This window comes from Bacillus sp. NEAU-242-2 (assembly GCF_027853835.1).
In the GTDB taxonomy this organism is placed as follows: Bacteria; Bacillota; Bacilli; order Bacillales; family Bacillaceae; genus Bacillus; species Bacillus velezensis.
This window is the reverse complement of the sequence record NZ_JAPNNY010000003.1, coordinates 358,834-383,969: the sequence shown is the minus strand read 5'-3', so window position 1 is coordinate 383,969 and position 25,136 is coordinate 358,834. Positions and strand designations below refer to the sequence as shown.

Below are 25,136 nucleotides of genomic sequence, written 5' to 3'. Positions count from 1 at the left end.
TGATGGGAAGGGGAAATGAATGTGCTTCAGAACAAAGAATATGAATTTTGGTTTGTAACGGGAAGCCAGCACTTATACGGAGAGGAAACGCTGCAGCTTGTCGATAAACACGCAAAGGGAATATGTGACGGTCTCTGCGGGGTGTCATCAAGATACAAGATCAGGCATAAACCGGTTGTCACGTCATCTGAAACGATCAGAGAGGTTTTGCGGGAAGCGCAGTATCAAGAAAACTGTGCCGGGGTCGTGACATGGATGCATACATTTTCCCCTGCGAAAATGTGGATTGAAGGTCTTTCTGCTTTTCAAAAGCCGATGCTTCATCTGCATACCCAATATCACCGCGACATCCCGTGGGAAACGATTGATATGGACTTTATGAACAGCAACCAATCCGCTCACGGAGACCGGGAATACGGATATATCCAGTCAAGAATGGGGCAGACGAGAAAAGTCATCGCAGGCTATTGGGATGATGAGGAAGTCAAACATGACATTTCGCAATGGATGAACACGGCTGCCGCTTGGAATGAAAGCAGGAATATTAAAGTAGCCCGGTTCGGCGACAATATGCGGAATGTGGCGGTTACTGACGGAGACAAAGTCGGCGCCCACATTCAATTCGGCTGGCAGGTTGACGGGTACGGAATCGGCGATCTTACCGAGGTGATGAACAATGTCACCGACGCAGAAATTGAGGCGCTTTATGAGGAATACGACAAATTGTATGTCATCAGCGACGAAACGAAGCGGGATGAAGCAAAAGTTGCTGCCATTAAAGAACAGGCGAAAATTGAACTCGGATTAACGGCCTTTCTCGAACGGGGCGGATATACAGCGTTTTCGACCTCCTTTGAAGTTTTGCACGGAATGAAGCAGCTTCCGGGTCTTGCCGTTCAGCGTCTCATGGAAAAAGGGTACGGATTTGCCGGCGAAGGCGATTGGAAAACGGCTGCCCTTGTGCGAATGATGAAAATAATGGCGGACGGAGAACAAACCTCCTTCATGGAAGATTATACGTACCATTTTGAACCGGGTCATGCGATGATTCTCGGATCACATATGCTTGAAGTATGTCCGACGATCGCTCTTGATCAGCCGAAAATCGAAGTCCATCCTCTCTCAATCGGAGGGAAGGAAGATCCGGCCCGGCTGGTCTTTAACGGAATCGGCGGTTCAGCCATCATCGCCAGCATCATTGATATCGGCGGGCGATTCCGTCTCATTCTGAATGAAGCGGAAGGCAGGGAAATTGATCATGATATGCCGAATCTCCCTGTGGCGCGGGTGCTGTGGAAGCCGGAGCCATCACTGAAAACAGCTGCGGAAGCATGGATTTTGGCGGGGGGCGCCCACCATACCTGTATGTCCTTCCGGCTTACGGCTGAACAGATGCTTGACTGGGCTGAGATGGCAGGCATTGAAAGCATCTTTATTTCCCGCAATACCGAAATACATGAGCTGAAAAAAGAGCTGAAATGGAATGACGTATTATACCGGCTGGGAGGGAATTGATATGGCGTATACGATTGGTATTGATTTCGGCACATTGTCCGGCCGGGCGGTGCTTGTCAATGTCCGCACGGGCGAAGAAATCGCGTCTGCGGTAAAAGAATACACTCATGCCGTCATCGACCGCACGTTGCCGAAGACGGGTGAAAAACTCCCTCGGGACTGGGCGCTTCAGCATCCTGCCGATTATATCGAAGTTCTGGAAACGGCGATTCCGAACCTGCTTGAGCAGGCGGGCGCTGATCCAAAAGACGTGATCGGCATAGGAATTGATTTTACCGCCTGTACGATTTTGCCGATAGACGGCGCGGGGCAGCCGCTTTGTATGCTGCCGGAATTTGAACGGGAGCCCCACAGTTATGTGAAGCTGTGGAAGCATCATGCGGCTCAAAAACATGCAGACCGTTTGAACACGATTGCCGAAGACACAAAGGAACCATTCCTTAAAAGATACGGCGGTAAAATTTCTTCTGAATGGATGATCCCGAAAATCATGCAAATCGCGGAAGAAGCGCCGCATATATACAAGGCGGCAGATCGGATTGTGGAAGCGGCAGACTGGATCGTCTATCAATTGTGCGGTTCATTGAAGCGAAGCAACTGCACGGCCGGCTACAAAGCAATCTGGAATGAGGAGACGGGATATCCGCCGGATCATTTTTTCGAAAAGCTCAACCCGTTAATGAAAACGATTACAAAGGATAAATTAAGCGGCACGATTTATTCAGTCGGGGAAAAAGCAGGAGGTTTGACCGAAAAAATGGCGGAGCTGACCGGGCTTCTGCCGGGGACGGCCGTTGCCGTCGCCAATGTCGACGCTCACGTGTCAGTGCCCGCGGTCGGTATTACAGAGCCGGGGAAAATGCTGATGATCATGGGAACGTCTACCTGCCATGTGCTGCTCGGCGAGGAAGAACATATCGTCCCCGGTATGTGCGGGGTCGTCAATAACGGCATTTTGCCCGGATATGCGGGATATGAAGCGGGGCAGTCCTGTGTCGGCGACCACTTTGAATGGTTCGTCAAAACGTGCGTTCCGAGAGACTATGAGAAGGAAGCTGAGGATAAACACATAGACATTCACGAGCTGCTCAGCAAAAAAGCGGCAGAACTTGTTCCGGGGGAAAGCGGCCTTCTCGCGCTTGACTGGTGGAACGGAAACCGCTCAACCTTGGTGGACGCCGATTTGACGGGCATGATGCTCGGCATGACGCTGCACACGAAGCCCGAAGAAATCTACAGGGCATTGATTGAAGCGACGGCGTTCGGAACGAGGATGATTATCGAAACGTTCCGGGAAAACGGCGTTCCGGTCGAAGAGCTTTACGCAGCCGGAGGAATCGCCGAAAAAAATCAGTTTGTCATGCAGATTTACGCAGACGTCACAAATATGGACATTCAATTATCCGGATCTCCGCAGGCGCCTGCACTGGGCTCCGCGATTTTCGGAGCGCTCGCCGCGGGACGGGAAAACGGGGGATTCTCCAATATTGCTGAAGCATGCGCACATATGGGGAAATTAAAAGACGGCTTTTATGCCCCGAACCGGGAAAGAGCTGAGATTTATGACAGCTTATATGCGGAATATAAAGAGCTCGTACACTACTTCGGCAAAGAAAACAATGTCATGAAACGCCTGAAAGCCATTAAAAACCGCGATTTTGCGAAAGGGGGGAGCCTCCATGCTTGAAGCGTTAAAAGAAGAAGTGCTCGCGGCCAATCTGAAGCTCGAGGAACATAACCTTGTCACGTTTACATGGGGGAATGTCAGCGGCATTGACAGAGAGAGCGGGAGAATCGTCATTAAACCGAGCGGTGTCGATTACAGTGAGCTGACCGCTGACAAACTGGTCGTTCTGAATGAGGACGGAGACATTCTGGAAGGCTCGCTGAAACCGTCTTCTGACACGCCGACCCATCTTTATCTGTATAAAGCGTTTCCGGCTATCGGCGGAATCGTTCATACTCACTCCCGCTGGGCGACGAGCTGGGCGCAGTCCGGAAGAGACATACCCGCTCTCGGAACGACTCACGCGGATTACTTTGAAAGCGCTATACCCTGCACGAGGGAAATGTATGAAGAAGAAATTGTGAAAGATTACGAGTATCATACAGGCAAAGTTATAGCCGAAACCTTTCAAAACGAACCGTATGAACAAAATCCGGGTGTCCTCGTCCACAGCCACGGCCCGTTCTGCTGGGGAACGGACGCGCTGAATGCCCTGCATAACGCCGTTGTGCTCGAAACGGTAGCGGAAATGGCCTACCATTCGCTTATGCTGAACAAACAGCTCAGTCCGATCGACAGAGTGCTGCATGATAAGCATTTTTACAGAAAACACGGGGCGAATGCTTATTATGGCCAAACTTGACGCAGCCGGGTTTCTGATTGATTTAGACGGAACCGTATTCAGGGGGCGGGAGCTGATTGACGGCGCAAAAGAAGCCGTTCATACCCTTCAGTCACTGGGCAAAGCCGTTGTCTTTTTAAGCAACCGCGGCAATCTATCAAGAGCAATGTGCCGAAAGAAACTGCTGGGTGCAGGTATCCGCACGGATGAACGGAGCATCGTGCTGTCCTCCAGTGTGACGGCATCATTTTTAAAGAAGCATTATCCTTTGTCAAAGGTCTGGGTGTTAGGAGAGAAAGGGCTGACTGATGAACTCGCTTTAGCGGGTGTCGTCCTGGCGCAAAACCCGCAGGCGGCAGACTGGCTTGTCATCTCCCTGCATGAAACCGTCACCTATGAGGATCTGAATCTCGCTTTTAAGGCGGCTTCCTCCGGCGCGCGCATCATCGCCACGAACCGGGACCGCTCCTTTCCGAATGAAGGCGGCCATGCCATGGATGTCGCGGGAATGATCGGGGCCATTGAAGCATCCGCCGGAGCAAAAACGGAGCTTGTCATCGGCAAACCGTCTTGGCTGATGGCTGAGGCGGCATGTGAAGCGCTCGGACTTCCCCCTGAGGAATGCGCCATTATCGGAGACAGCCTCGAATCTGATATCGCAATGGGCAGGCTGTACGGAATGAAAAGCGTATTGGTTCTGACGGGGTCGGCCAAACTTGGGGAGCCCCGTCTATATGAACCTGACATCGTCCTTGATTCTATTAAAGACCTGACAGAATTAGCGAAGGAGGGAATCCTTTTATGAAACGTTCTCCTGAGGACATTCAATCCGAGTTTGACAAGGAAGGGGCCAGCCGCTCACCGATTCAAATAGAAGATATCGTGATCGGGGCGAATGCAAAAGAAGAGCTTCTCAGATTTCTGCAAAAAAAATGCTGGAATCATCCGGTCCTCGTCTGTGACCGGAACACGTACGAGGCGGCGGGACGTCTGCTTGCGGACGAATTAAGGGCAGGCGGAATCAAAGCATCAAAAGTCATCATTCCGGAGCATGAAGCCGGGGCCGCCGCGGCTGATGAGAGGACATTGGTCTATACGCTGATCAATCTCGCGGAAGAGACGGATGTCATCATTGCGGCCGGTTCAGGAACGATTCACGACATTACGCGGTTTGCCGCTTATCAGCGCGGTTTGCCGTTTATCTCATTCCCCACCGCTCCGTCAGTCGATGGTTTTACATCGGCGGGAGCGCCGCTCATATTAAACGGAATCAAAACGACGATCCAAACGAAAGCACCGATCGCCTTATTTGCCGATACGAATGTATTAAAAGAAGCGCCCCGTTCAATGACAGCCGCGGGCTTCGGAGACATGCTCGGAAAAATAACATCGCTGGCAGATTGGGAGATTTCCCGCAGTCTTGCGGGTGAGCCGTACTCAGAAGCCGGGGCGAAGCTTGTGAAAGACGCGCTTTGGCAGTGCATTGATCACCGCGCTGACATTGCCATGGGAACGGAGGCCGGCATTCAGATACTGATGGAAGCGCTGATCGTTTCGGGTCTTGTCATGCTTGCTCTCGACCACTCCCGCCCCGCCTCAGGAGGAGAGCATCACATCTCGCATTGGATTGAGATGGAAATGCTGAAGGCAAAACAGCCTCCGATTCTCCACGGTGCGAAGGTCGGCTGTGCGTGCGCGGTGCTGAGTGATATTTACAAAGAACTGGCTTGTCACGAAAAGCTTGCTGAACTGCCGCCGCACTTTCGCGAGGCGATTCAGTCCGCATATGAAGGGCTTCCCGACGGCAAAACAATTGCCGGGTGGCTCTCATCTGCGGGAGGTCCCGCCTGTTTCGATGAGATCGGTGTAAAAAAGGACCTTGTCAGCGATGCGCTTAAGCATGCGCACACACTGCGAGACCGTTATACCGGTTTAACCATCATAAATGAAAATGCAGCGCTCTTTGCACATCATTTGCATCAATAGCCGCACGGCCTAAAGTGGAAGGGGTAATGACATGAAAAAAACAACCGCTGTATGTTTGGTGCTGATGATGCTCTTCTTGTTTACCGCCGGCTGTTCACAAGAACGGACTGCCGGCCGGCCGGGAGAAACGGAGCTGACGTTTTGGACGTTTAACGGCCTGCACGAACAGTTTTATCAGGAAATGGTCAAAGAATGGAATCAGAAGTATCCGGATCGCAAAATCAAGCTGAATACCGTTGTTTATCCTTATGGACAAATGCATGATAATTTATCGGTTTCGCTGATCGCGGGTGAGGGGCTTCCCGATATAGCCGACGTGGAATTAAGCCGGTTCTCGAACTTTCTGAAGGGGAAGGATATCCCGCTTGCCGATCTGACGCCGCTGATTGAAAAAGACCGCGATAAGTTTGTGGAAGCGCGTCTGGCCTTATACAGCAAAAACGGAAAATTGTACGGCCTTGATACACATGTGGGGACGACCGTCATGTTTTACAACATGGATATCATGAAAAAAGCGGGCGTTGATCCCGCCTCCATTAAGACATGGGAAGATTACCGGCGGGCAGGGAAAAAAGTGCGTAAGGCCGCTGGGAAACCGATGGGAACGGTTGAAACAAACGATTCCGCCACATTCCTATCCATGATTTCGCAGCAAGGGTCAGGCTACTACAGCAAAAACGGAAAATTGATTCTGAACAGCAAGACGAATACAGATACACTGAATGATGTAAAGGACATGGTAAATGATAAAACCCTTCTGCCGGCTCCCGGCGGCGGCCATCACAGCGAAGAATACTACGGTTTTATGAATCAGGGCGGGGCAGCCTCAGTGCTGATGCCCATTTGGTACATGGGACGGTTTATCGATTATATGCCTGATTTAAAAGGAAAAATGGCGATTTACCCTATGCCGGCCTGGAAAGAAGGCGGTGACAGATCAGCGGGTTTAGGCGGAACAGCCACCGTCGTGCCGAAGCAGGCTGAACATCTGGAGCTCGCGAAAGAATTTCTCGGATTTGCGAAAGGTTCAAAGGAAGGGAACATAAAGCTGTGGACGGTGCTCGGCTTTGACCCGCTCCGCTGGGACGTGTGGGATTCAAAAGAATTGAAGGAGAAAAACAAGTACACGGATTTCTTCCGGAACGGTACGTCAATTTTTTCCTCGCTTCTTGAAATAAAAGATGAGATCAATCCGATTTATCTGCATGAAGACTTCTCTAAAGCGGCTGATCTCGTTGTCAGACAGGTGCTGTTCGATGCGCTGAAGACGCAGGAAAAAACACCTGAGGAAGCCTTGGACGAGGCGGCAGAGCAATTGGAAAAATAGGAGAAGCCGCCCTATTTAACAGTGAAAGCGGGGGAGCTTTTATGAGACCTGTAAAGACAGAGACAGCGCAAACCGTTTCTGCAGTCCGGAAGAAGCCGCGCCGGCGCAATGTGCTGTATTCAAAAAAAGCGGCGCCTTATCTTTTTACGGCGCCATTTATCATTTCGTTTCTCGTTTTCTTTTTGTATCCGATCATCAGCGTGTTTATCATGAGCTTTCAGCGGATACTGCCGGGAGAAATTACATTTGTCGGGTTTTCCAATTATACCGCTCTTCTTAATCCAACCTTTTATACGGCATTATTTAACACATTGGAATATACTTTCTGGACGCTGATCGTGCTGATTCCGGTGCCGCTTCTTTTGGCGGTGATTCTGAATTCGAAGCTCGTCAGGTTCAGAAATGTGTTTAAATCGGCTCTGTTTGTACCGGCTTTAACATCGACGATCGTAGCGGGGATTATTTTCCGGCTGATGTTCGGAGAAATGAATACGTCGCTTGCAAACGAGCTGATGATGAAGCTTGGCGCATCACCCCAAAACTGGCTCAACAACAAAGGTACCGGCATGTTTTTAATGGTGCTGCTTGCGTCATGGAGGTGGATGGGCATTAACATTCTTTACTTTCTGGCCGGATTGCAAAACGTGCCGAAAGAATTGTATGAGGCGGCTGAAATTGACGGGGCAAGTACGTGGAAAAAGTTCCGGCATATCACCCTTCCATTTTTAAAGCCGGTGTCCGTTTATGTGTTAACGATCAGTATGATCGGCGGTTTCAGAATGTTTGAGGAAAGCTATGTGCTTTGGCAGAATAATTCCCCGGGCAATATCGGCCTTACGCTTGTCGGTTATTTATATCAGCAGGGGCTTGCATACAACGAAATGGGGTACGGGGCCGCAATCGGAATTGTGCTTTTGCTTGTCATCTTACTAGTCAGCCTTGTTTCACTGAAACTGTCCGGTTCGTTTAAAGGGGAGGGATAAGCGTTGCGTAACAATCACATGTTTTCCGTGTACAGAGTCGCGTTTACCTTGTTTTTTATCATGCTGAGCCTGCTGTATATCTTTCCGATGATCTGTCTATTGCTCGGTTCTTTAAAGCCGTCATCTGAGCTGATGCGCATCGGGCTGAATCTGCGTCTTGATCCGGATGTGATGAGCCTTGATAACTACACCTATTTGTTCAACGGGGGGAGCATTTATTTCAAATGGTTTTTTAACAGCCTGCTGCTCGGCGTCCTCACCACGGTTCTCACGCTGTTTTTTTCCTCTTTGATCGGCTACGGACTCGGTGTCTACGAGTTTAAAGGCAGAAATATTATTTTCGTTCTTGTGCTGATCATTATGATGGTGCCTCTTGAAGTGATGATGCTTCCGTTGTTCAAATTGACGGTGGGTCTTCATTTGATCGATTCTTATACGGGGGTGATTCTGCCGTTTATTGTGTCGCCTGTCGCCGTGTTCTTTTTCCGGCAATATGCGCTCGGACTTCCGAAGGATCTGCTTGATTCAGCGAGAATGGACGGCTGCACCGAATTCGGCATTTTCTTCAGAATAATGGCGCCGCTCATGAAACCGGCATTCGGAGCAATGATCATTCTTCAATCTTTAAACAGCTGGAATAACTTTTTATGGCCGCTGATCGTGCTTCGGTCGAAAGAAATGTTTACGCTTCCAATCGGACTTTCAGGGCTGCTGAGTCCGTACGGCAACAACTATGACATGCTGATTTCCGGGTCCGTTTTTGCGATACTGCCGGTGATCATCATATTCTTGTTTTTCCAAAAATACTTCATTTCCGGCCTCACAGTAGGCGGAGTGAAGGGATAGAGAGAGGGAGGAAATGTAATGAAAAAAGCGGGGATTACAGCAGATAAAGAATATATCATCGGTGAAGTGGACAAACGGATGTACGGATCTTTTATAGAACATATGGGCCGGGCGGTGTATGAAGGCATTTATGAGCCCGGACACCCGAAAGCCGACAAGGACGGTTTCAGAACAGACGTGCAGGAGTTAATCAAGGAATTGCAAGTGCCGTTCATCCGCTATCCGGGAGGGAATTTTCTCTCAGGCTACAATTGGGAGGACGGCGTCGGGCCGGTGAAGAACCGCCCGCGGAGGCTTGATTTGGCATGGCAGACGACAGAAACGAACGAAGTGGGGACGAATGAATTTTTAACGTGGGCGAAAAAAGTGAACGCCGAAGTGAATATGGCGGTCAATCTCGGGACGAGAGGGATCGATGCCGCCCGGAACCTCGTCGAATACTGCAACCATCCTGAAGGGTCATACTGGAGCGACTTACGAAAATCGCACGGATATGAAAAACCTTACGGCATCAAAACATGGTGCTTAGGAAATGAGATGGACGGCCCTTGGCAGATCGGTCATAAAACGGCGCATGAATACGGACGGCTTGCCGCTGAAACAGCAAAGGTGATGAAATGGACGGACCCGACGATCGAATTGGTGGCTTGCGGAAGCTCAAACAGCGGCATGCCGTCCTTCATCGAGTGGGAGGCCGAGGTGCTTGAGCATACGTACGAGCATGTAGATTACATCTCACTGCATACGTATTACGGCAACCATGAAAATGATCTTGAGAACTATTTGGCGAAGTCTATGGATTTAGACCATTTTATTAAATCCGTCACAGCCGTATGTGATTATATGAAAGCGAAAAAACGCAGCAAAAAAACGATTCACCTTTCTTTAGATGAATGGAATGTGTGGTATCACTCAAATGAAGCGGATAAAAAAGTGGAGCCATGGATTACGGCTCGGCCGATTCTCGAAGACATCTACAATTTTGAAGATGCGCTGTTGATCGGTTCACTGCTGATTACGATGCTGCAGCATGCGGACAGACTGAAGATCGCCTGTCTCGCCCAGCTTGTCAACGTGATTGCGCCTATCATGACTGAAAAGGGCGGAGAAGCATGGAGGCAGCCGATCTTTTACCCTTACATGCACGCCTCAGTCTACGGGAGAGGGGCTTCAATGAAGCTGCTGATCACCTCCCCGAAATACGACTCGGCGGACTTTACGGATGTGCCGTATGTTGAGGCCGCGGCCGTTTACCGCGAAGAGGATGAAGCCCTGACCATTTTCGCCGTCAACAAAAGCAAGGAACTGATGGAAACGGAGATCAAACTGAGAGGGTTTGAAGATTACCGCATCATTGAGCATATCGTGCTGGAGCATCAGGATATGAAAGCGACCAATCAAAAAAACAGAAAAGAAGTCATTCCTCACTCCAACGGAACGTCTTCGGCAAACGCTGAAGGGATAACGGCACATTTTACTCCGCTGTCCTGGAATGTCATCCGTTTATCAGGAAAATAATGTTCCGAAAAGCCGGGCTGCCGCTGCCGGCTTTTTTTTTACGCAAAAATCATCTCCTGTTATCTGATAATTGTGATAATATTTAGAAAAAGAGAAAAGGGGCTGGGATTAAATGAATGCGATTACAATCGTCATAGCGTCTATATGTATTTTGGCGATCGCCTATCGGCTTTACGGTACCTTTATGATGGTCAAAGTATTAAAAATCAATGATCAGACACCGACTCCGGCCCATGTGCTTGAGGATGGGAAAGATTATGTGCCGACGAATAAGTGGGTATCATTCGGCCACCACTTCGCGGCAATCGCCGCTGCCGGCCCGCTTGTGGGACCGATTCTGGCAGCTCAGTTCGGCTATCTGCCCGGGCTTTTATGGCTGTTAATCGGGGCGGTGATCGGGGGAGCCGTGCACGATATTGTCGTATTGTTTGCATCAATGCGGAAAAACGGGAAAACGCTTTCTGAAGTCGCTAAAGAAGAGCTCGGCCCGGTGGCGGGCTTTTGCACCGGTCTTTCGATGCTGTTTATCATTACGATCACGATGGCGGGGCTGTCCATGGTTGTGCTTCATGCGCTTGAGAAAAACCCGTGGGGAACGTTTGCGGTGGGGATTACGATTCCGATCGCGATGGGGGTCGGCCTCTACTATAAAAAAACGGGCAATCTCAAACTCGCATCAACAGTCGGGTTTCTTTTGTTAATGGCCGGTGTTGTAATCGGGCCGCGGCTGCAGACAACGGCTCTCGGGGACATGCTGACACTGGATGCGAAAACGCTTGCAGTGGCGCTTCCCGTCTATGCGTTTTTCGCCGCGGCGCTTCCGGTTTGGCTTTTGCTGGCTCCGCGTGACTATTTAAGCAGTTTTATGAAAATCGGGGTTTTTGCCGCTTTGATCGCAGGCGTCTTTTTCGTCAATCCCGCCATTAAATTCCCGGCCGTAACGGAGTTTATTCACGGCGGAGGGCCGGTGATCGCGGGTCCTGTCTGGCCGTTTATTTCAATAACGATTGCCTGCGGCGCCATTTCGGGCTTTCATGCATTTGTCGGTTCCGGCACAACGCCGAAAATGCTGGATAAATGGAGTGATATAAAACCGGTTGCTTTCGGAGCGATGCTTGTGGAATGTCTCGTCGGAATTATGGCGCTCATTGCAGCTGCCGCTCTTGAGCCCGCCGACTATTTTGCTATTAACAGCACGCCTGAAATATTCCGCACCCTCGGGATGAATGTCGTCCATCTGCCTGAATTGAGCAAAGAAATCGGGCTCAGTCTGGAGGGAAGAACGGGCGGCGCTGTTACGCTTGCCGTCGGAATGACGTATATCTTTACGGAGATTCCGTTTTTCAGTCATTTGGCTTCATACTTTTTTCAATTCGTCATTATGTTTGAAGCGGTGTTTATTTTAACGGCGATTGATGCGGGAACCCGTGTCGCCCGGTACTTGATTCAAGAGTTTTTCGGAGAGGTCTATAAGCCGCTGAAAAAAACAGACTGGCTGCCGGGCTCGATTTTCTCAAGCGCGCTCGCCTGCCTGCTGTGGGGCTATCTTCTGTATTCGGGCGACATCAGTTCCATTTGGGCGCTGTTCGGCGTATCCAATCAGCTTATGGCATCTGTCGGCTTAATCATCGGTGCGACCGTCGTATTAAAAATAGCGGATAAGCGGCGCTATATGCTGACATGCCTGATTCCTCTCGCTTATTTGTACGTGACCGTCAACTATGCGGGTTATTGGATGGTGCGGTATGTGTATTTGAACCCCGAAGCGGCAGGATACAACGTGCTGAATGGCGTTTTATCCATTATCATGCTCATTCTCGGGCTTGTGATTATCATTGCGGCTGTGAAAAAATGGGCGAATGTATGGCGTGATCCGAGTGCCAGACTGGAAGCTTCAATACCCGGATAAATCCGCGGCCGTCCGAACATTGCAGCATCATAAAAAAGCAGAGAGCCGATCGGTCTCTCTGCTATCAGCTTATGACAAATCCGCCGCTTCCAAAAGGTAATCCGCCAAATGAACCGCGCGGACACGGTCTGTTAATCCTTCGCGTAAAATGCCGAGCTGCATTTGCAAAAGGCATCCGGGATTGGCTGTCACGATGACGGCCGCCTCCGTTTTTCCGGCGGCTTTCATCTTGCTGTCTAATATTTTCATAGACATCTCTGACTCTGTTATATTATAAATTCCCGCCGACCCGCAGCAGCTGTCGGCCTTTTCCATTTCTCTGTACTCAGCCCCTTTAATGCTTTTCAAAAGCGTTCGCGGTTCCTCTGACGTATGCATCACATTGCGGAGATGGCAGGAGTCCTGATATGTGACGATATGAGGAGACTGCGCCCGCAGGTTTTTTTGATGGAACTTCAGGTCAACCAGTACGGATGAAAAGTCTTTGAGCTTCCGGACGAATTGTTCGGCACGTTCCGCCCATCCAGGTTCATCTTTCAGTAAATGCGGATATTCCTGAAGAAAGGCGCCGCATCCGCCGGCGTTTGTAATGATATAATCAGCGTCAAGTGCCTCAAAAGCGGCGATATTCCGCTTGGCCAGTTCTTTTCCCATCTCTTTTTCTCCGCTGTGCCCGTGAAGCGCGCCGCAGCACGCCTGGCCGTCCGGAACCGCGATTTCACACCCGGCCGCCTGTAAAAGCGCCGTTGTCGCATGATTTGTCGCTAAAAACATCGTATCCATTAAGCAGCCCGAGAAAAAAGCGGCCCGTTTTTGGACGGGACCCGCGGCAGGAAGAAAACGCGGCCTTTCCTTCATGTCTTTCCGTTTCGGGGCGGGCGGGAGCACTTGTTCCATCGTGCGCAGATGTTCAGGCAAAACGCGCAGCATACCGGTTTTTCTGACGGCTGTCTGCAGTCCCGATCTTTGGTATATTCCGAGAAGATTCACGGCTGCCTGCATGCGGTTTTGATGAGGGAAAAGCCCGGTGAAGGCGGCTTTCCGCAAGAGGCGCACGCCCGGCTTATGTTTTTTATTTTGATGAATGATATCCCTCGCTTCTTCAAGCAGCTGTCCGTAATTGACCCCTGCCGGACAAACGGGCTCGCATGCCCGGCATCCGAGACACAGCGAAAGTGAGCGTTCGACATCTTCATCCGGCTCGATCAGTCCGTCTGTGACGGCTTTCATCAGGGCGATCCGGCCGCGCGGCGAATGGGATTCTTGAAATCCCGATTCGATATAGGTCGGACAGGAAGGAAGGCAAAAGCCGCAGCGCATACAATTCAGCAATTCACCTTCATCCATGCGGGTTTTGAATTCTGTTTGAATGTGTTGCTGCTCTTTAGCCGTTGTCATTTCATCACCACCACGCGTTTCCTTGATGAATTGGCGAATATTTTTCCCGGATTCAGCAGATTTTGGGGATCAAGCGCTTGTTTGATCGCTTTCATGGCGGTGATGCCTTCTGTTTTCAGCTTCATTTCTAAATACGGCGCTTTTACGATACCGACCCCGTGTTCACCCGTTATCGTCCCGCCCAGCTCAATCGCTTTTTCAAAAATGGCGGCAAAAGCTTTTTCGACACGTTCCATCTCCTCTGCATTTCGGATATCGGTGGTGCACGTCGGATGAAGGTTGCCGTCTCCGGCATGGCCGAATGTGCAGATGGACAGGCCGTATGTTTCTGCAATCTCGTTAATGGCTTTGACCATGCCGGCAATTTGTGATCTCGGCACGGTCGCGTCTTCCAGAATCGTTGTCGGTTTCAGCCGGGCAAGGGCTGATAATGCGGACCGTCTGGCCTCTGTAAGCGCGAATGCCTCTTCCTCGGTTTCGGCCGTTTGGACGGATATGGCTGCTCCGTTTTTACAGATGGCTTCGATTTTTTCCATATCCCGTCTGACCGTTTCGATGTCACCGTCCTGTTCGATCAGCAGCACCGCTTTTGCGTCGGTCGGAAGCCCGATCTTGGCGTAATCTTCAATGACCTGCAGTGTCGGCTGATCCAGAAATTCGAGTGTGGCCGGAATGATTTTTTCAGCGATGATGGCAGAAACAGATTCCGCAGCCGCTTCAATATGTTCATAGAGTGCAAGCAGCGTTTTTTTCGTTTCCGGCTTCGGAACCAGCTTTAAAGTCGCTTCCGTCACAACGCAGAGCGTACCTTCTGATCCGACGAAAAGCCGGGTCAGATCATAACCGGCGACATCCTTTGTCAGCTTTCCTCCTGTGCGGATGATATCGCCTGAAGCCAAGACGGCTTCAAGGCCGAGGACATAATCCCGGGTGACGCCGTACTTCAAACCGCGCAGTCCGCCGGAATTTTCATTAATATTCCCGCCGATCGTCGATATTTTCATGCTGCTCGGATCAGGCGGATAAAATAAACCTTTTTGCTCAACCGCACGGATCATATCTTGCGTAATCACGCCCGGCTGGACGGTTGCCGTCAAATTTTCTTCATCAATTTCAAGAATGCGGTTCATATGTTTGAATAAAAGCACAAGCCCGCCTTCAGACGGACATGTGCCGCCGCATAAGTTTGTGCCTGAACCCCTCGGCACGATCGGAATGTCATGCCTGCTGCAAATCGTTAATATACGGGACACGTCATCCGCGCTGCGGGGGGCGATTACCGCATCCGGCATGGCTTGCAGCTGAGGAGCCGCATCATAAGAATACACTAGACGCCCCGCCGCCGAATCATCATAATTCTCCTTCCCGACCGTCCGGATGAACGCTTCTTTTGCCTCTCGTGAAATCATGTTCTCCCAACCTCCCTGATAAGAAAAGCGTTTTCATTTAATTGTAAAGAAAAACGATTCCGCACACTATGGAGAAACATATGAAAAATGATGATATGATTACGTACTTTTTGTATGTTGATCTAAAAAGCGGAGCGCCAAATAAAAAGCCGTTATGTCTTCGGGATGGTCAAGCTTCATATTTGTCAGTGATTCCAGTTTGGAAAGACGGTAGCGCAATGTATTGATATGAATATGCATGTCGTCGGCGGTGCGCTTTAACGATAATTGCCGGTCGAAAAAGGCACGCAGCGTATCCAGAAGTTCTTCCCGGCCGAGTACATGCTTGAGAACCCGCCGTGAAAATTCCGACCGCGTGCCGGGTGCGATATCGGCAATACACATATCCAGTTTTAAATCTTCTTCAAAGACGGCCTGCTTGTCACCGATTCCGGCTGAAAGTGCTTTATCCGCCTGTTCGTATGATTCCGCGAGGCGCTCTCCCGGAACGATCCGTCCGATGCCGGCGGTGACAGGCTGCCCAAAAACGGCGCCGATCTTTTTGATGAGCTGTGTTTTGGAAGCCGAATTTGCTTCATGATTAATGAGAATGCGTTCATTTCCCCAGCGGACAAACAGGTCTTCAGGGCATTCGTTCTGCCAGAGCCGCCCGAGCTCCTCCGCTTTATATTGCTCATAACGTCCTTGAATGAGTATGATCCGGCGGTATGCGTGAAGGTCTGCGCCGATGAGCTTTGCTTTTTCTAAAAAGCCCGGAGACCATTCTTTCAGCTGCAGCCAATCAACCATAAAGGATTCAAGCATTCTCGCACGCCACTGCGCTTCTTCCATATGGCGCGTTTCTTTAATAAACAGCTCCGTCATTTTCCTGAGCAATTCTCCGAAAGGCAGGATATCGTCAGGGTCTCCTGTCAGACCGAACACTCCGATCACCTCATGGCCTGAAAAAACGGGGAGGTTCAGTCCTGCTTTTACGCCCTGGAGCCGTTTTTCATCTTCTTTCGTAATGATGACATTCCGTTTTTCGCGGGCGCAGATCAGTGCGCCTTCATGAAACCATCCGGCGCGCGCCTCGTTGGTGCCTGCGATGATCATCCCTTTTGTATCGGCAATAATCACTTCGCGGCTGTACATATGTTTGACTTCGGCAATCAATTTTTTTGCCAGTTCCGGCTGTAACTGCATGGCGATCCCCCTCGCCATTATTATACAAAAAAAACCGGGTGTGCCATCACCCGGTTCATGCTTATTGCGCAGGTTTTAATCCGCCTTCAAGTGTTTTGAGCATTTCATTTTTTTCTGAGTCTGACGCATGCTGCCAAAGAACTTCGAATAAGACGCCGAGGCCCGGAAGCATTTTTTCTTCACCGCTTTGGATGGCGTCAACGATAGTATGCTCCAGCTGATCCTGGTTATTGCCGGTTACATTGGCAATAACGGCGTTGCGTAAATTAAGATCCATTACAACCGCTCCTTTTTCCTGAATGTGATACGCATATTCTTACCGCGCACGCGGTTTATTATGTGCTGTTCTTGAGATATAATAACAACATGCATGAAAAAAGGAGAGCACAGACATAAAGTGAAACGAATCGACTCTGCAAAAAACCAAAAAGTGAAGGACTGGAAAAAACTTCACACAAAAAAAGAGAGACTTAAAACGAATACATTTCTGATAGAAGGAGAGCATCTGGCAGAAGAAGCGCTCAAATCAAAGGGAACGGTAAAAGAAATTCTCGTAAACGATGAGAGCGCCATCCCGGCCGATCTGGACATGAGCATTCCGTGCTACGTGCTGAGCGAAGACGCGTTTTCAGCCGTGACGGAAACGGAAACGCCGCAGCGGATCGCCGCGGTCTGCCATATGCCGGATAAGCGGCCTGATCAGCTGAAGCGGCTGCTTCTGATTGATGCCGTACAGGACCCGGGGAATTTAGGAACAATGATCAGAACGGCAGATGCGGCGGGAATCGACGCCGTTGTCCTTGGTGAGGGAACGGCAGACCCGTACAACGGAAAAACGCTGCGTTCAGCACAGGGATCTCATTTTCATATTCCCATTTTGAAACGTCCGCTTGATGAGTTTACCGCTGAGCTGAAATCACAAGGCGTCGCGATCTACGGCACGGCGCTTGAAAACGGTGCCGCTTATCAAAGCGTGAAGCCTGAAGAATCGTTCGCGTTAATCGTCGGGAACGAGGGGGCGGGAGTGGACGCCGGCCTTCTGCAAAAAACCGATCTCAACCTGTACGTTCCGCTGTACGGACAGGCGGAATCGCTGAATGTGGCGGTAGCGGCCGCCATCCTCGTTTATCATCTCAGAGGATAGGTTGCGAAAAGCCTTGGATTTCACTATAATAGATAGCAATAATGTAAAAACCGTGACAGAGGACGTCAATTTTTGCACACGCTGCCTTCCAGGGAGAAAATGCCGCTGACTGAGAGCATTTTTATCGCAGCACAGAAATTGATTTTCACCTCTCGAGTTGTCACCGGGACCGCGCCAAACGCGCGTAAAGGTGAACCGGAACGATCGTTTCCGTTATGTCAATGAAGCTGTCGGCAGATGAAGTCTGCCTTAAAAAGGGTGGTACCGCGGCCACAACTCGTCCCTTCTCTCAAGGGGCGGGTTTTTTTGTTTTCTGAAAAAGGCATAGAACGGTTTGGTTTACATAAAAGGAGGATGCATGATGGAAGAGAAGCTTAAACAACTTGAACTGGAAGCTGCAGAAAAAGTAGAAGCGGCGGGTTCATTAAAAGAAGTTAACGACATTCGGGTGCAATATCTCGGAAAAAAAGGGCCGATTACAGAAGTTCTCCGCGGCATGGGCAAACTGTCCGCCGAAGAGCGCCCGAAAATGGGAGCGCTCGCCAATGAAGTGAGAGAGCGCATTGCAGCAGCCATTACGGCGAAAAATGAACAGCTTGAACAAGAAGAGATGAATAAAAAACTCAGCAGCCAGACGATTGACGTCACGTTGCCGGGCAGTCAGGTAAACATTGGCGGACGCCATCCGCTGACGGTCGTTATTGAAGAAATTGAAGATTTATTTATCGGCATGGGATATACCGTCGAAGAAGGCCCTGAAGTGGAAACGGATTATTACAACTTTGAGGCGCTGAACCTGCCGAAGGAACATCCGGCCCGCGACATGCAGGACAGCTTTTACATTACAGAAGAAATGCTGATGAGAACGCAGACGTCACCGGTGCAGACGCGAACGATGGAAAAGCATAAAGGAAAAGGCCCCGTCAAAATCATTTGTCCCGGTAAAGTGTATCGCCGCGACAACGATGACGCGACACATTCCCATCAGTTCATGCAGATCGAGGGTCTCGTCGTGGACCGCAAAATCAGCATGAGCGACCTGAAAGGCACGCTTGAATTGGTTGCCAAAAAAATGTTCGGCCAAGACCGTGAAATCAGGCTCCGTCCGAGCTTCTTCCCATTCACAGAGCCTTCTGTCGAGGTGGATGTAACCTGCTTTAAGTGCGGCGGCCAAGGCTGCTCCGTCTGCAAAAAAACAGGCTGGATCGAAATTCTCGGCGCCGGCATGGTTCACCCGAACGTGCTGAAGATGGCCGGATTCAATCCTGAGGAATACCAGGGTTTCGCTTTCGGAATGGGTGTTGAACGTATCGCGATGCTGAAATACGGCATTGAAGATATCCGCCATTTCTATACCAATGATGTCAGATTCATTTCGCAGTTTAAACAGGCGTAAGAGGAGGATACACATGTTTGTTTCATATAAATGGTTAGAAGATTACGTTGACTTGCAGGGAATCGACCCGGCCGTGCTTGCAGAAAAAATTACAAGAGCCGGTATTGAAGTTGAGGGTATTGAGTATAAAGGGGAAGGCGTAAAAGGCGTTGTCATCGGACACGTGCTTGAGCGTGAACAGCACCCGAATGCCGACAAACTCAACAAATGCCTTGTTGATATCGGTGCGGAGGAACCCGTTCAGATTATCTGCGGCGCCCCGAATGTTGATAAAGGACAGAAGGTTGCCGTTGCAACGGTCGGAGCCGTGCTTCCCGGCAATTTCAAAATTAAAAAAGCCAAGCTGCGCGGCGAAGCGTCTCACGGCATGATCTGTTCCCTTCAGGAGCTCGGCATTGAAAGCAAGCTCGTGGCGAAAGAATATGCGGAAGGCATTTTCGTTTTTCCGAATGATGCTGAAACGGGAGCTGACGCAATGGCGGCCCTTCAGCTTGATGATGCGATTTTAGAATTGGGCTTAACGCCGAACCGCGCCGACGCGATGAACATGCTTGGCGTGGCTTATGAAGTTGCGGCTATCCTCGGCGCAGAGGTAAAGCTTCCGGAGGCTTCATATGAAAAAGCGGCAGAAAAAGCGGCGGATGCTGTCTCCGTCAAGATTGAAGATACGCAGGCCAATCCGCATTATGCCGCAAAAATCATTAAAAACGTCAAAATCGGCCCGTCACCGCTTTGGATGCAGACGAAGCTGATGAATGCAGGCATCCGCCCGCATAATAACGTCGTGGACATTACAAACTTCGTCCTCCTTGAGTACGGACAGCCGCTTCACGCTTTCGATTACGACCGATTCGGTTCAAAAGAGGTCGTCGTCAGAAAAGCGGCGGAAAACGAAACCATCGTGACGCTGGATGAACAAGAGCGCAAGCTGTCAAGCAGCCATTTGGTCATCACAAACGGAAAAAAAGCGCAAGCCGTTGCGGGAGTCATGGGCGGAGCTGAGTCTGAAGTCCGTGAAGACACCACTGCGATTTTACTGGAAGCCGCTTATTTCGACGGACAGACCGTCCGCAAAGCATCGAGAGACCTCGGACTGAGAAGCGAAGCGAGCGCCAGATATGAAAAAGGCATTGATCCGGCCCGCGTTTTGCTGGCGGCTGAACGGGCCTGCAGTCTCATTCAGGCGTATGCCGGCGGAGAAGTGCTCTCAGGCACGGTTGAAGAAAACCATCTGAAAATCGAAGCAAACAACATTCACGTGTCTGTTGAAAAAGTGAACGCCGTGCTCGGCATGGCAATCGCTAAAGAAGAAATCATCAGCATTTACAAGCGCCTCGGGTTTGCAGTCGGTGAAGCTGAAGACGTTCTTGTCGTAACGGTGCCGTCGCGCCGCGGAGATATTAGAATAGAAGAAGACCTGATTGAAGAAGCGGCGAGATTGTACGGATATGACAATATTCCGTCCACGCTTCCGGAAACGGCCGGCACGACAGGCGGCTTGACACCGTATCAGGCAAAACGCCGGAAAGTGAGACGTTTTCTTGAAGGAGCGGGTCTTTCACAAGCGACCACTTATTCATTAACGAATGATAAAAAAGCGGCCGCTTTTGCGATTGAAAAATCATTCAACACGATGCTTGCTCTGCCAATGAGCGAAGAAAGAAGCATTCTCAGACACAGCCTCGTGCCGAATCTTCTTGAAGCCGTTTCATACAATCTGGCCAGACAGACTGATTCCGTTGCTTTATATGAAACGGGTTCTGTATTTCTGACGAAAGAAGAAAACACAAAACCGGTTGAAAAAGAAAGAGTTGCCGGAGCTGTAACCGGATTGTGGCGCAAAAATTTATGGCAGGGTGAGAAAAAGCCGGTTGATTTCTTCGTCGCCAAAGGAATCGTTGAAGGCCTGCTGCATCAATTGAATGTGTCAGATCGGGTTGAATTTGTCCAGTCTGAACGCAAAAACATGCATCCCGGCCGGACGGCAAACATTCTATTGAACGGTTCGCTTGCCGGATTTATCGGCCAGGTGCATCCGGCAATGGAAAAAGAGCTGGATATCAAAGAAACGTATGTGTTCGAGCTTGATCTGCACGCGCTTCTGACCGAGGAAACAGAACCTGTCGTGTATACGCCGATTCCGAAGTACCCGTCCGTCACGCGCGACATTGCGCTTGTGGCAGATAAAACCGTTACAAGCGGACAGCTCGAAGCCGTGATCAAAGAAGCCGGCGGCGCGCTGCTGAAAGAAGTCACCGTATTTGATGTGTACGAAGGTGAGCATATGGAAGAGGGCAAAAAATCCGTCGCCTTCTCGCTCCAATATGTTAACCCTGAACAAACATTGACAGAAGAAGAAGTGACAAAAGTACATGAAAACGTGCTGAAAGCGCTGGAAGAAACGTATCAGGCGGTATTAAGAGGATAAAGAAAAAGCTTGCAGATCATTCTGCAAGCTTTTTTTATTATGACCGTTTCCGTTCTACAAGGCGTTTCGCTTTTTGCGTATTGGCAAAATGAAGTTTGGTGAACGTTCTGAGCGCACCTTCTCCCTTATTGATGATCAGCTTGGCGGCAGCTTCATCGACGTGCGGCCCCGCGCCCTTTGGAATCGTCATCCCAGCCTCACGGGAAAGCTTATCCATTTCAATTAAGAAAGAATATCGCGCAATGATAGAGGCTGCGGCGACGGAAAGATGTATGCTTTCCGCTTTCGTGCTGAAAAACGTTTTTTCTTTTACGATATCCCGTCCGGAAAGATGCTTAAAATAAATGCCGGGCTCTGCGAATTGGTCAATCAGAATCGCTTCCGGTTTAACGCCGTTCATTTTTCTCAGCAGATTGGAAATCGCCTGATTATGAAGGAGCGCCTTCATTTTTCCTTGGCTCATGCCTTTTTCCTGCATCTGATTATATTTTTCGTTTTTTAACACAAGCAGGCTGTAAGGAATGGTTTTAATTAACAGTTTGGCGATTTCAATAATCTGCGGATCTTTTAAATCCTTCGAATCCTTCACACCGAGTTCTTTCATTAAAGAAAGCTTGGTTTTGTCTGCGTAAGCGCAGGCAACCGTTATCGGCCCGAAGTAATCGCCTGTTCCGACCTCATCAGAGCCGATCACTGACATGGAGGCAATGCCCGCCGGGGGAGCGTAAAGCGGATCAACCGCTTTTTTGACGGTTTTCTTTGCTTTCGGTGCCTCAGCCGTTCCCCAGCGGGCCGCTTCTGTGCCGGCGTTTTTTCCTTGAAAGAGAACCTTGCCCGAGCGGTAGGCTGTAATGGTACAGCCCGGAGGCTTGGCCTGGAAGACGGCGCCCTGCGGAACGGCGGGAGTTAGGGAGCCGGCATAGGATTGTTTCATTTGTTCCATAGCGGAAGCGGATACTTTTATAACAGAATGGGACACGATATAATCTCCTTTTTTGGCACTTTTCACTGTATATACCAGTGTATCATAACAGCCCGAGGCTCGTCTTTCCATTCAAACGATAATCGTGGTATGATAGGAACTAGGATTCTCGCGGAATGGAGGAGAAACGTTGTCTGACGGCAAAAAAACCAAAACGACAGTAAACATTTACGGCCAGCACTTCACCATTATCGGAGAAGAAAGCAAAGCGCACATGCGCCATGTGGCCGGAATGGTTGATGATAAAATGAGAGAAATCAACGAGAAAAATCCATATCTTGATATAAATAAGCTCGCTGTATTGACTGCGGTCAATGTCGTGCATGATTATATGAAACTGCAAGAAAAATATGAAATACTGGAGCGGCAGCTTAAAGAAAAGGAATGAACACCATATGATAGATATCATCATCTTAGTTCTGCTCTTAATGGGCACATTGCTTGGATTAAAAAGAGGGTTTATCCTCCAATTTATATATTTAACGAGCTTCATCCTCTCGATTGCGTTTGCGGCGCTTTTTTACAAAAATCTGGCCCCGCATCTGAGTTTTATACCCGCGCCTGATTTTTCCGGCGGGCAGGCGGCTCTGTCTTTTATTAAAGGAAACGTGGAGACGGCTTATTACAACGCGATCGCGTTTGTCATTTTGTTTATCATCGCAAAGATTCTGCTCCGGATTATCGGAGCGGCGCTTAATATCATCGCCGGCATTCCGGTCATTAAACAGATCAACAAACTGCTGGGCGGGGTGCTTGGATTTCTGGAAGTCTATTTATTTGCGTTTATCCTGTTATACGTCGCATCCGTACTGCCGGTAAGCGCGCTTCAGGATATGCTCGCACAATCGACGCTTGCAAATATCATCACACATCATACGCCGTATCTGTCAGGGCTCCTGCAAGAACTGTGGGCCCAGTACGGGGCATAAAAAACTTCTCTTGACCGGAGAAGTTTTTTTCAAGCTCTGCGTCAGTTGTGCCGGAGGAGAAAAATTTGTATGATGAAAAGCAGGAAACGACTGGGGGTTAACAGTATGCATAAAAAAGATATCATCAGGCTGCTTGAAACGATTGCGGTCTATATGGAACTGAAAGGGGACAACCCGTTTAAAATATCAGCCTTCCGAAAAGCGGCAGCGGCGCTTGAGCAGGATGACCGCAGCCTGTCGGAAATCGACGACATGATGTCTTTATCCGGAATCGGAAAAGGCACCTACGGCGTCATTCGTGAATATATGCAGGAAGGTGTGTCCGGCACGCTTCTCCAATTGCAGAAAGAAGTCCCGGAAGGCTTGGTTCCTCTTTTGAAGCTTCCGGGCCTCGGCGGCAAAAAAATCGCCAAGCTGTACCAGGAACTGGGTGTTCATGACGCGGAATCGCTGAAAGAAGCATGCGAGCAGCAAAAAGTACAGGGGCTCGCCGGTTTCGGCAAAAAAACGGAGGAGAAAATCCTTCAGGCTCTCGGAGAAGCCGGAAAACAGCCGGAACGGTTTCCGATCGGCTATGCGCTCAGCATTGCTTCAGTCATTGAAGAACATTTGGCCCGGCTGACGGATATTCAGAAATATTCCCGGGCCGGCAGTCTCAGAAGAGCGCGGGAAACCGTAAAAGATCTGGATTACATTATCGCTACAGATCATCCGGAGGCTGTCAGAGAACAGCTTCTTTCCCTCCCGAACGTAAAAGACGTGATAGCGAGCGGGGATACAAAAGTATCGGTTATCCTCACATTTGAATATGAGACGAGTGTGGATTTCCGGCTTGTGACAGAGGAACAGTTTGCCACCACACTGCATCATTTTACCGGTTCTAAAGATCACAACATTAAAATGCGCCAGCTGGCGAAAGAGCGCGGTGAACGGATCAGTGAATACGGAGTAGAAACCATAGAAACGGGAGACGTCAAAACATTCCCGAGCGAAGAAGCGTTTTACGCCCACTTCGGTCTGCCGTTTATTCCTCCTGAGCTCAGAGAAAGCGGGCAGGAGGTCGACACGTACCGGGAAGAAACGGACCTTGTGGAGCATAAAGCGATAAAAGGCGATCTCCACATGCACTCAGCCTGGAGTGACGGCGCTTTTTCCATCAGAGAAATGGCAGAAGCATGTATGGCAAAAGGCTACCAGTACATGGCGATCACCGATCATTCCCAATATTTAAAGGTAGCCAACGGGTTAACGGCCGAACGGCTCAAAAAACAGGCGGAAGAAATTGACGCGTTAAACGCTGAATTTGAACATTTTCATATTTTTAAAGGCGTAGAAATGGACATTCTCCCCGACGGTTCGCTTGATTATGATGACAGTGTTCTGTCTGAAATGGATCTTGTCATCGCATCTATTCATTCAAGTTTCAGCCAGCCGGAGCATGTCATTATGAAACGGCTTGAACAGGCGCTGACGAATAAGCACGTGGACATTATCGCCCACCCGACGGGCCGCCTGATCGGCAGACGGGCCGGCTATGAAGTCGACATCGATATGCTGATTGAGCTCGCCGCCAAAACAAATACGGCGCTTGAACTGAATGCAAACCCCGCGCGCCTCGATTTACGGACTGAGCATCTGATCAAAGCAAATGAAAAAGGTGTGACTTTGGTCATTAATACCGATGCCCATAATATCGAGATGCTCGATGATATGAAAACGGGCGTGACCGCTGCGCGCAAAGGCTGGACGGAGACAAAACATGTGTTAAACGCCCGGCCGCTACATGAGGTCAAAGCATTTCTGACGCGCAATGATTAAGTAAGGAGGACCATA

21 protein-coding genes are annotated in these 25,136 nt (G+C 49.8%); 16 read left to right on the top strand and 5 right to left on the bottom strand.

Features of this window, described 5'->3' with window-relative positions:
* Positions 1-21 precede the first annotated feature (21 nt).
* From araA to cstA, 10 genes are all read left to right on the top strand, one after another.
* Positions 22-1,515: an L-arabinose isomerase gene (gene araA, locus OWN49_RS12080; protein WP_176283460.1), complete on the top strand. Its 1,494-nt coding sequence runs from the start codon at positions 22-24 to the stop codon at positions 1,513-1,515.
* A gap of 1 nt (position 1,516) precedes the next feature.
* Complete coding sequence (araB, locus tag OWN49_RS12075) at positions 1,517-3,202, top strand: ribulokinase (protein WP_176283459.1); 1,686 nt, start codon at positions 1,517-1,519, stop codon at positions 3,200-3,202.
* Positions 3,195-3,884, top strand: a complete 690-nt coding sequence (gene araD, locus OWN49_RS12070) for an L-ribulose-5-phosphate 4-epimerase (RefSeq protein WP_003152509.1) — start codon at positions 3,195-3,197, stop codon at positions 3,882-3,884. Before araB ends, araD begins: the two co-directional genes overlap by 8 nt.
* The gene (locus OWN49_RS12065; RefSeq protein ID WP_370649020.1) at positions 3,862-4,668 is read left to right on the top strand and encodes an HAD-IIA family hydrolase; all 807 of its coding nucleotides are present in this window, start codon (positions 3,862-3,864) and stop codon (positions 4,666-4,668) included. The genes araD and OWN49_RS12065 overlap by 23 nt, the downstream gene beginning before the upstream one ends.
* Complete coding sequence (locus OWN49_RS12060; RefSeq protein WP_167860328.1) at positions 4,665-5,849, top strand: sn-glycerol-1-phosphate dehydrogenase; 1,185 nt, start codon at positions 4,665-4,667, stop codon at positions 5,847-5,849. The genes OWN49_RS12065 and OWN49_RS12060 overlap by 4 nt, the downstream gene beginning before the upstream one ends.
* 31 nt (positions 5,850-5,880) lie before the next feature.
* Positions 5,881-7,176, top strand: a complete 1,296-nt coding sequence (locus OWN49_RS12055; RefSeq protein WP_176283458.1) for an ABC transporter substrate-binding protein — start codon at positions 5,881-5,883, stop codon at positions 7,174-7,176.
* A gap of 41 nt (positions 7,177-7,217) precedes the next feature.
* Positions 7,218-8,159 carry a carbohydrate ABC transporter permease gene (locus OWN49_RS12050; protein ID WP_003152513.1) on the top strand — a complete coding sequence of 314 codons (942 nt, stop codon included), beginning with the start codon at positions 7,218-7,220 and terminating at the stop codon, positions 8,157-8,159.
* A gap of 18 nt (positions 8,160-8,177) precedes the next feature.
* Complete coding sequence (locus tag OWN49_RS12045; RefSeq protein WP_007612991.1) at positions 8,178-9,005, top strand: carbohydrate ABC transporter permease; 828 nt, start codon at positions 8,178-8,180, stop codon at positions 9,003-9,005.
* An 18-nt stretch (positions 9,006-9,023) separates the two neighbouring features.
* The gene (arfA, locus tag OWN49_RS12040) at positions 9,024-10,523 is read left to right on the top strand and encodes an arabinosylfuranosidase ArfA (RefSeq protein WP_176283457.1); all 1,500 of its coding nucleotides are present in this window, start codon (positions 9,024-9,026) and stop codon (positions 10,521-10,523) included.
* 112 nt (positions 10,524-10,635) lie between these two features.
* Positions 10,636-12,432, top strand: a complete 1,797-nt coding sequence (gene cstA / locus OWN49_RS12035) for a carbon starvation protein CstA (RefSeq protein ID WP_012118141.1) — start codon at positions 10,636-10,638, stop codon at positions 12,430-12,432.
* A gap of 69 nt (positions 12,433-12,501) precedes the next feature.
* Here cstA and OWN49_RS12030 read toward each other — a convergent pair whose 3' ends face one another.
* From OWN49_RS12030 to sspI, 4 genes are all read right to left on the bottom strand, one after another.
* Positions 12,502-13,830, bottom strand: a complete 1,329-nt coding sequence (locus tag OWN49_RS12030; protein ID WP_025649708.1) for a (Fe-S)-binding protein — start codon at positions 13,828-13,830, stop codon at positions 12,502-12,504.
* A complete protein-coding gene (glcD, locus tag OWN49_RS12025) occupies positions 13,827-15,239 on the bottom strand; it encodes a glycolate oxidase subunit GlcD (protein WP_176283456.1) in 1,413 nt (470 codons plus the stop codon). The genes OWN49_RS12030 and glcD overlap by 4 nt, the downstream gene beginning before the upstream one ends.
* Before the next feature lie 99 nt (positions 15,240-15,338).
* Entirely contained in the window at positions 15,339-16,424 is a 1,086-nt protein-coding gene (locus OWN49_RS12020; RefSeq protein WP_102421654.1) for a CdaR family transcriptional regulator, read from the bottom strand.
* 61 nt (positions 16,425-16,485) lie between these two features.
* Positions 16,486-16,701, bottom strand: coding sequence for a small acid-soluble spore protein SspI (gene sspI / locus OWN49_RS12015; RefSeq protein ID WP_003152527.1), 216 nt, complete (start codon positions 16,699-16,701; stop codon positions 16,486-16,488).
* A gap of 120 nt (positions 16,702-16,821) precedes the next feature.
* Between sspI and OWN49_RS12010 the strand changes: the two genes are divergently transcribed.
* The 3 genes from OWN49_RS12010 to pheT all read left to right on the top strand — a co-directional run bounded on the left by OWN49_RS12010 (position 16,822) and on the right by pheT (position 21,392).
* Positions 16,822-17,568: a TrmH family RNA methyltransferase gene (locus OWN49_RS12010; protein ID WP_003152529.1), complete on the top strand. Its 747-nt coding sequence runs from the start codon at positions 16,822-16,824 to the stop codon at positions 17,566-17,568.
* A 361-nt stretch (positions 17,569-17,929) separates the two neighbouring features.
* Positions 17,930-18,964, top strand: coding sequence for a phenylalanine--tRNA ligase subunit alpha (gene pheS, locus OWN49_RS12005; protein ID WP_003152530.1), 1,035 nt, complete (start codon positions 17,930-17,932; stop codon positions 18,962-18,964).
* Between the two features lie 13 nt (positions 18,965-18,977).
* Positions 18,978-21,392 carry a phenylalanine--tRNA ligase subunit beta gene (pheT, locus tag OWN49_RS12000; RefSeq protein ID WP_014305542.1) on the top strand — a complete coding sequence of 805 codons (2,415 nt, stop codon included), beginning with the start codon at positions 18,978-18,980 and terminating at the stop codon, positions 21,390-21,392.
* A 37-nt stretch (positions 21,393-21,429) separates the two neighbouring features.
* Here the strand turns inward: pheT and rnhC are convergent, their stop codons facing one another.
* On the bottom strand, positions 21,430-22,371 hold the full coding sequence (gene rnhC / locus OWN49_RS11995) for a ribonuclease HIII (RefSeq protein WP_077722671.1): 942 nt from the start codon (positions 22,369-22,371) through the stop codon (positions 21,430-21,432).
* Between the two features lie 133 nt (positions 22,372-22,504).
* Here rnhC and zapA point away from each other — a divergent pair, with 133 nt between their 5' ends.
* From zapA to polX, 3 genes are all read left to right on the top strand, one after another.
* The gene (zapA, locus tag OWN49_RS11990) at positions 22,505-22,762 is read left to right on the top strand and encodes a cell division protein ZapA (protein WP_003152533.1); all 258 of its coding nucleotides are present in this window, start codon (positions 22,505-22,507) and stop codon (positions 22,760-22,762) included.
* A gap of 7 nt (positions 22,763-22,769) precedes the next feature.
* Positions 22,770-23,303, top strand: coding sequence for a CvpA family protein (locus OWN49_RS11985; protein ID WP_003152534.1), 534 nt, complete (start codon positions 22,770-22,772; stop codon positions 23,301-23,303).
* Positions 23,304-23,408: 105 nt separating this feature from the next.
* The gene (gene polX / locus OWN49_RS11980) at positions 23,409-25,121 is read left to right on the top strand and encodes a DNA polymerase/3'-5' exonuclease PolX (protein WP_077723170.1); all 1,713 of its coding nucleotides are present in this window, start codon (positions 23,409-23,411) and stop codon (positions 25,119-25,121) included.
* Positions 25,122-25,136 lie beyond the last annotated feature (15 nt).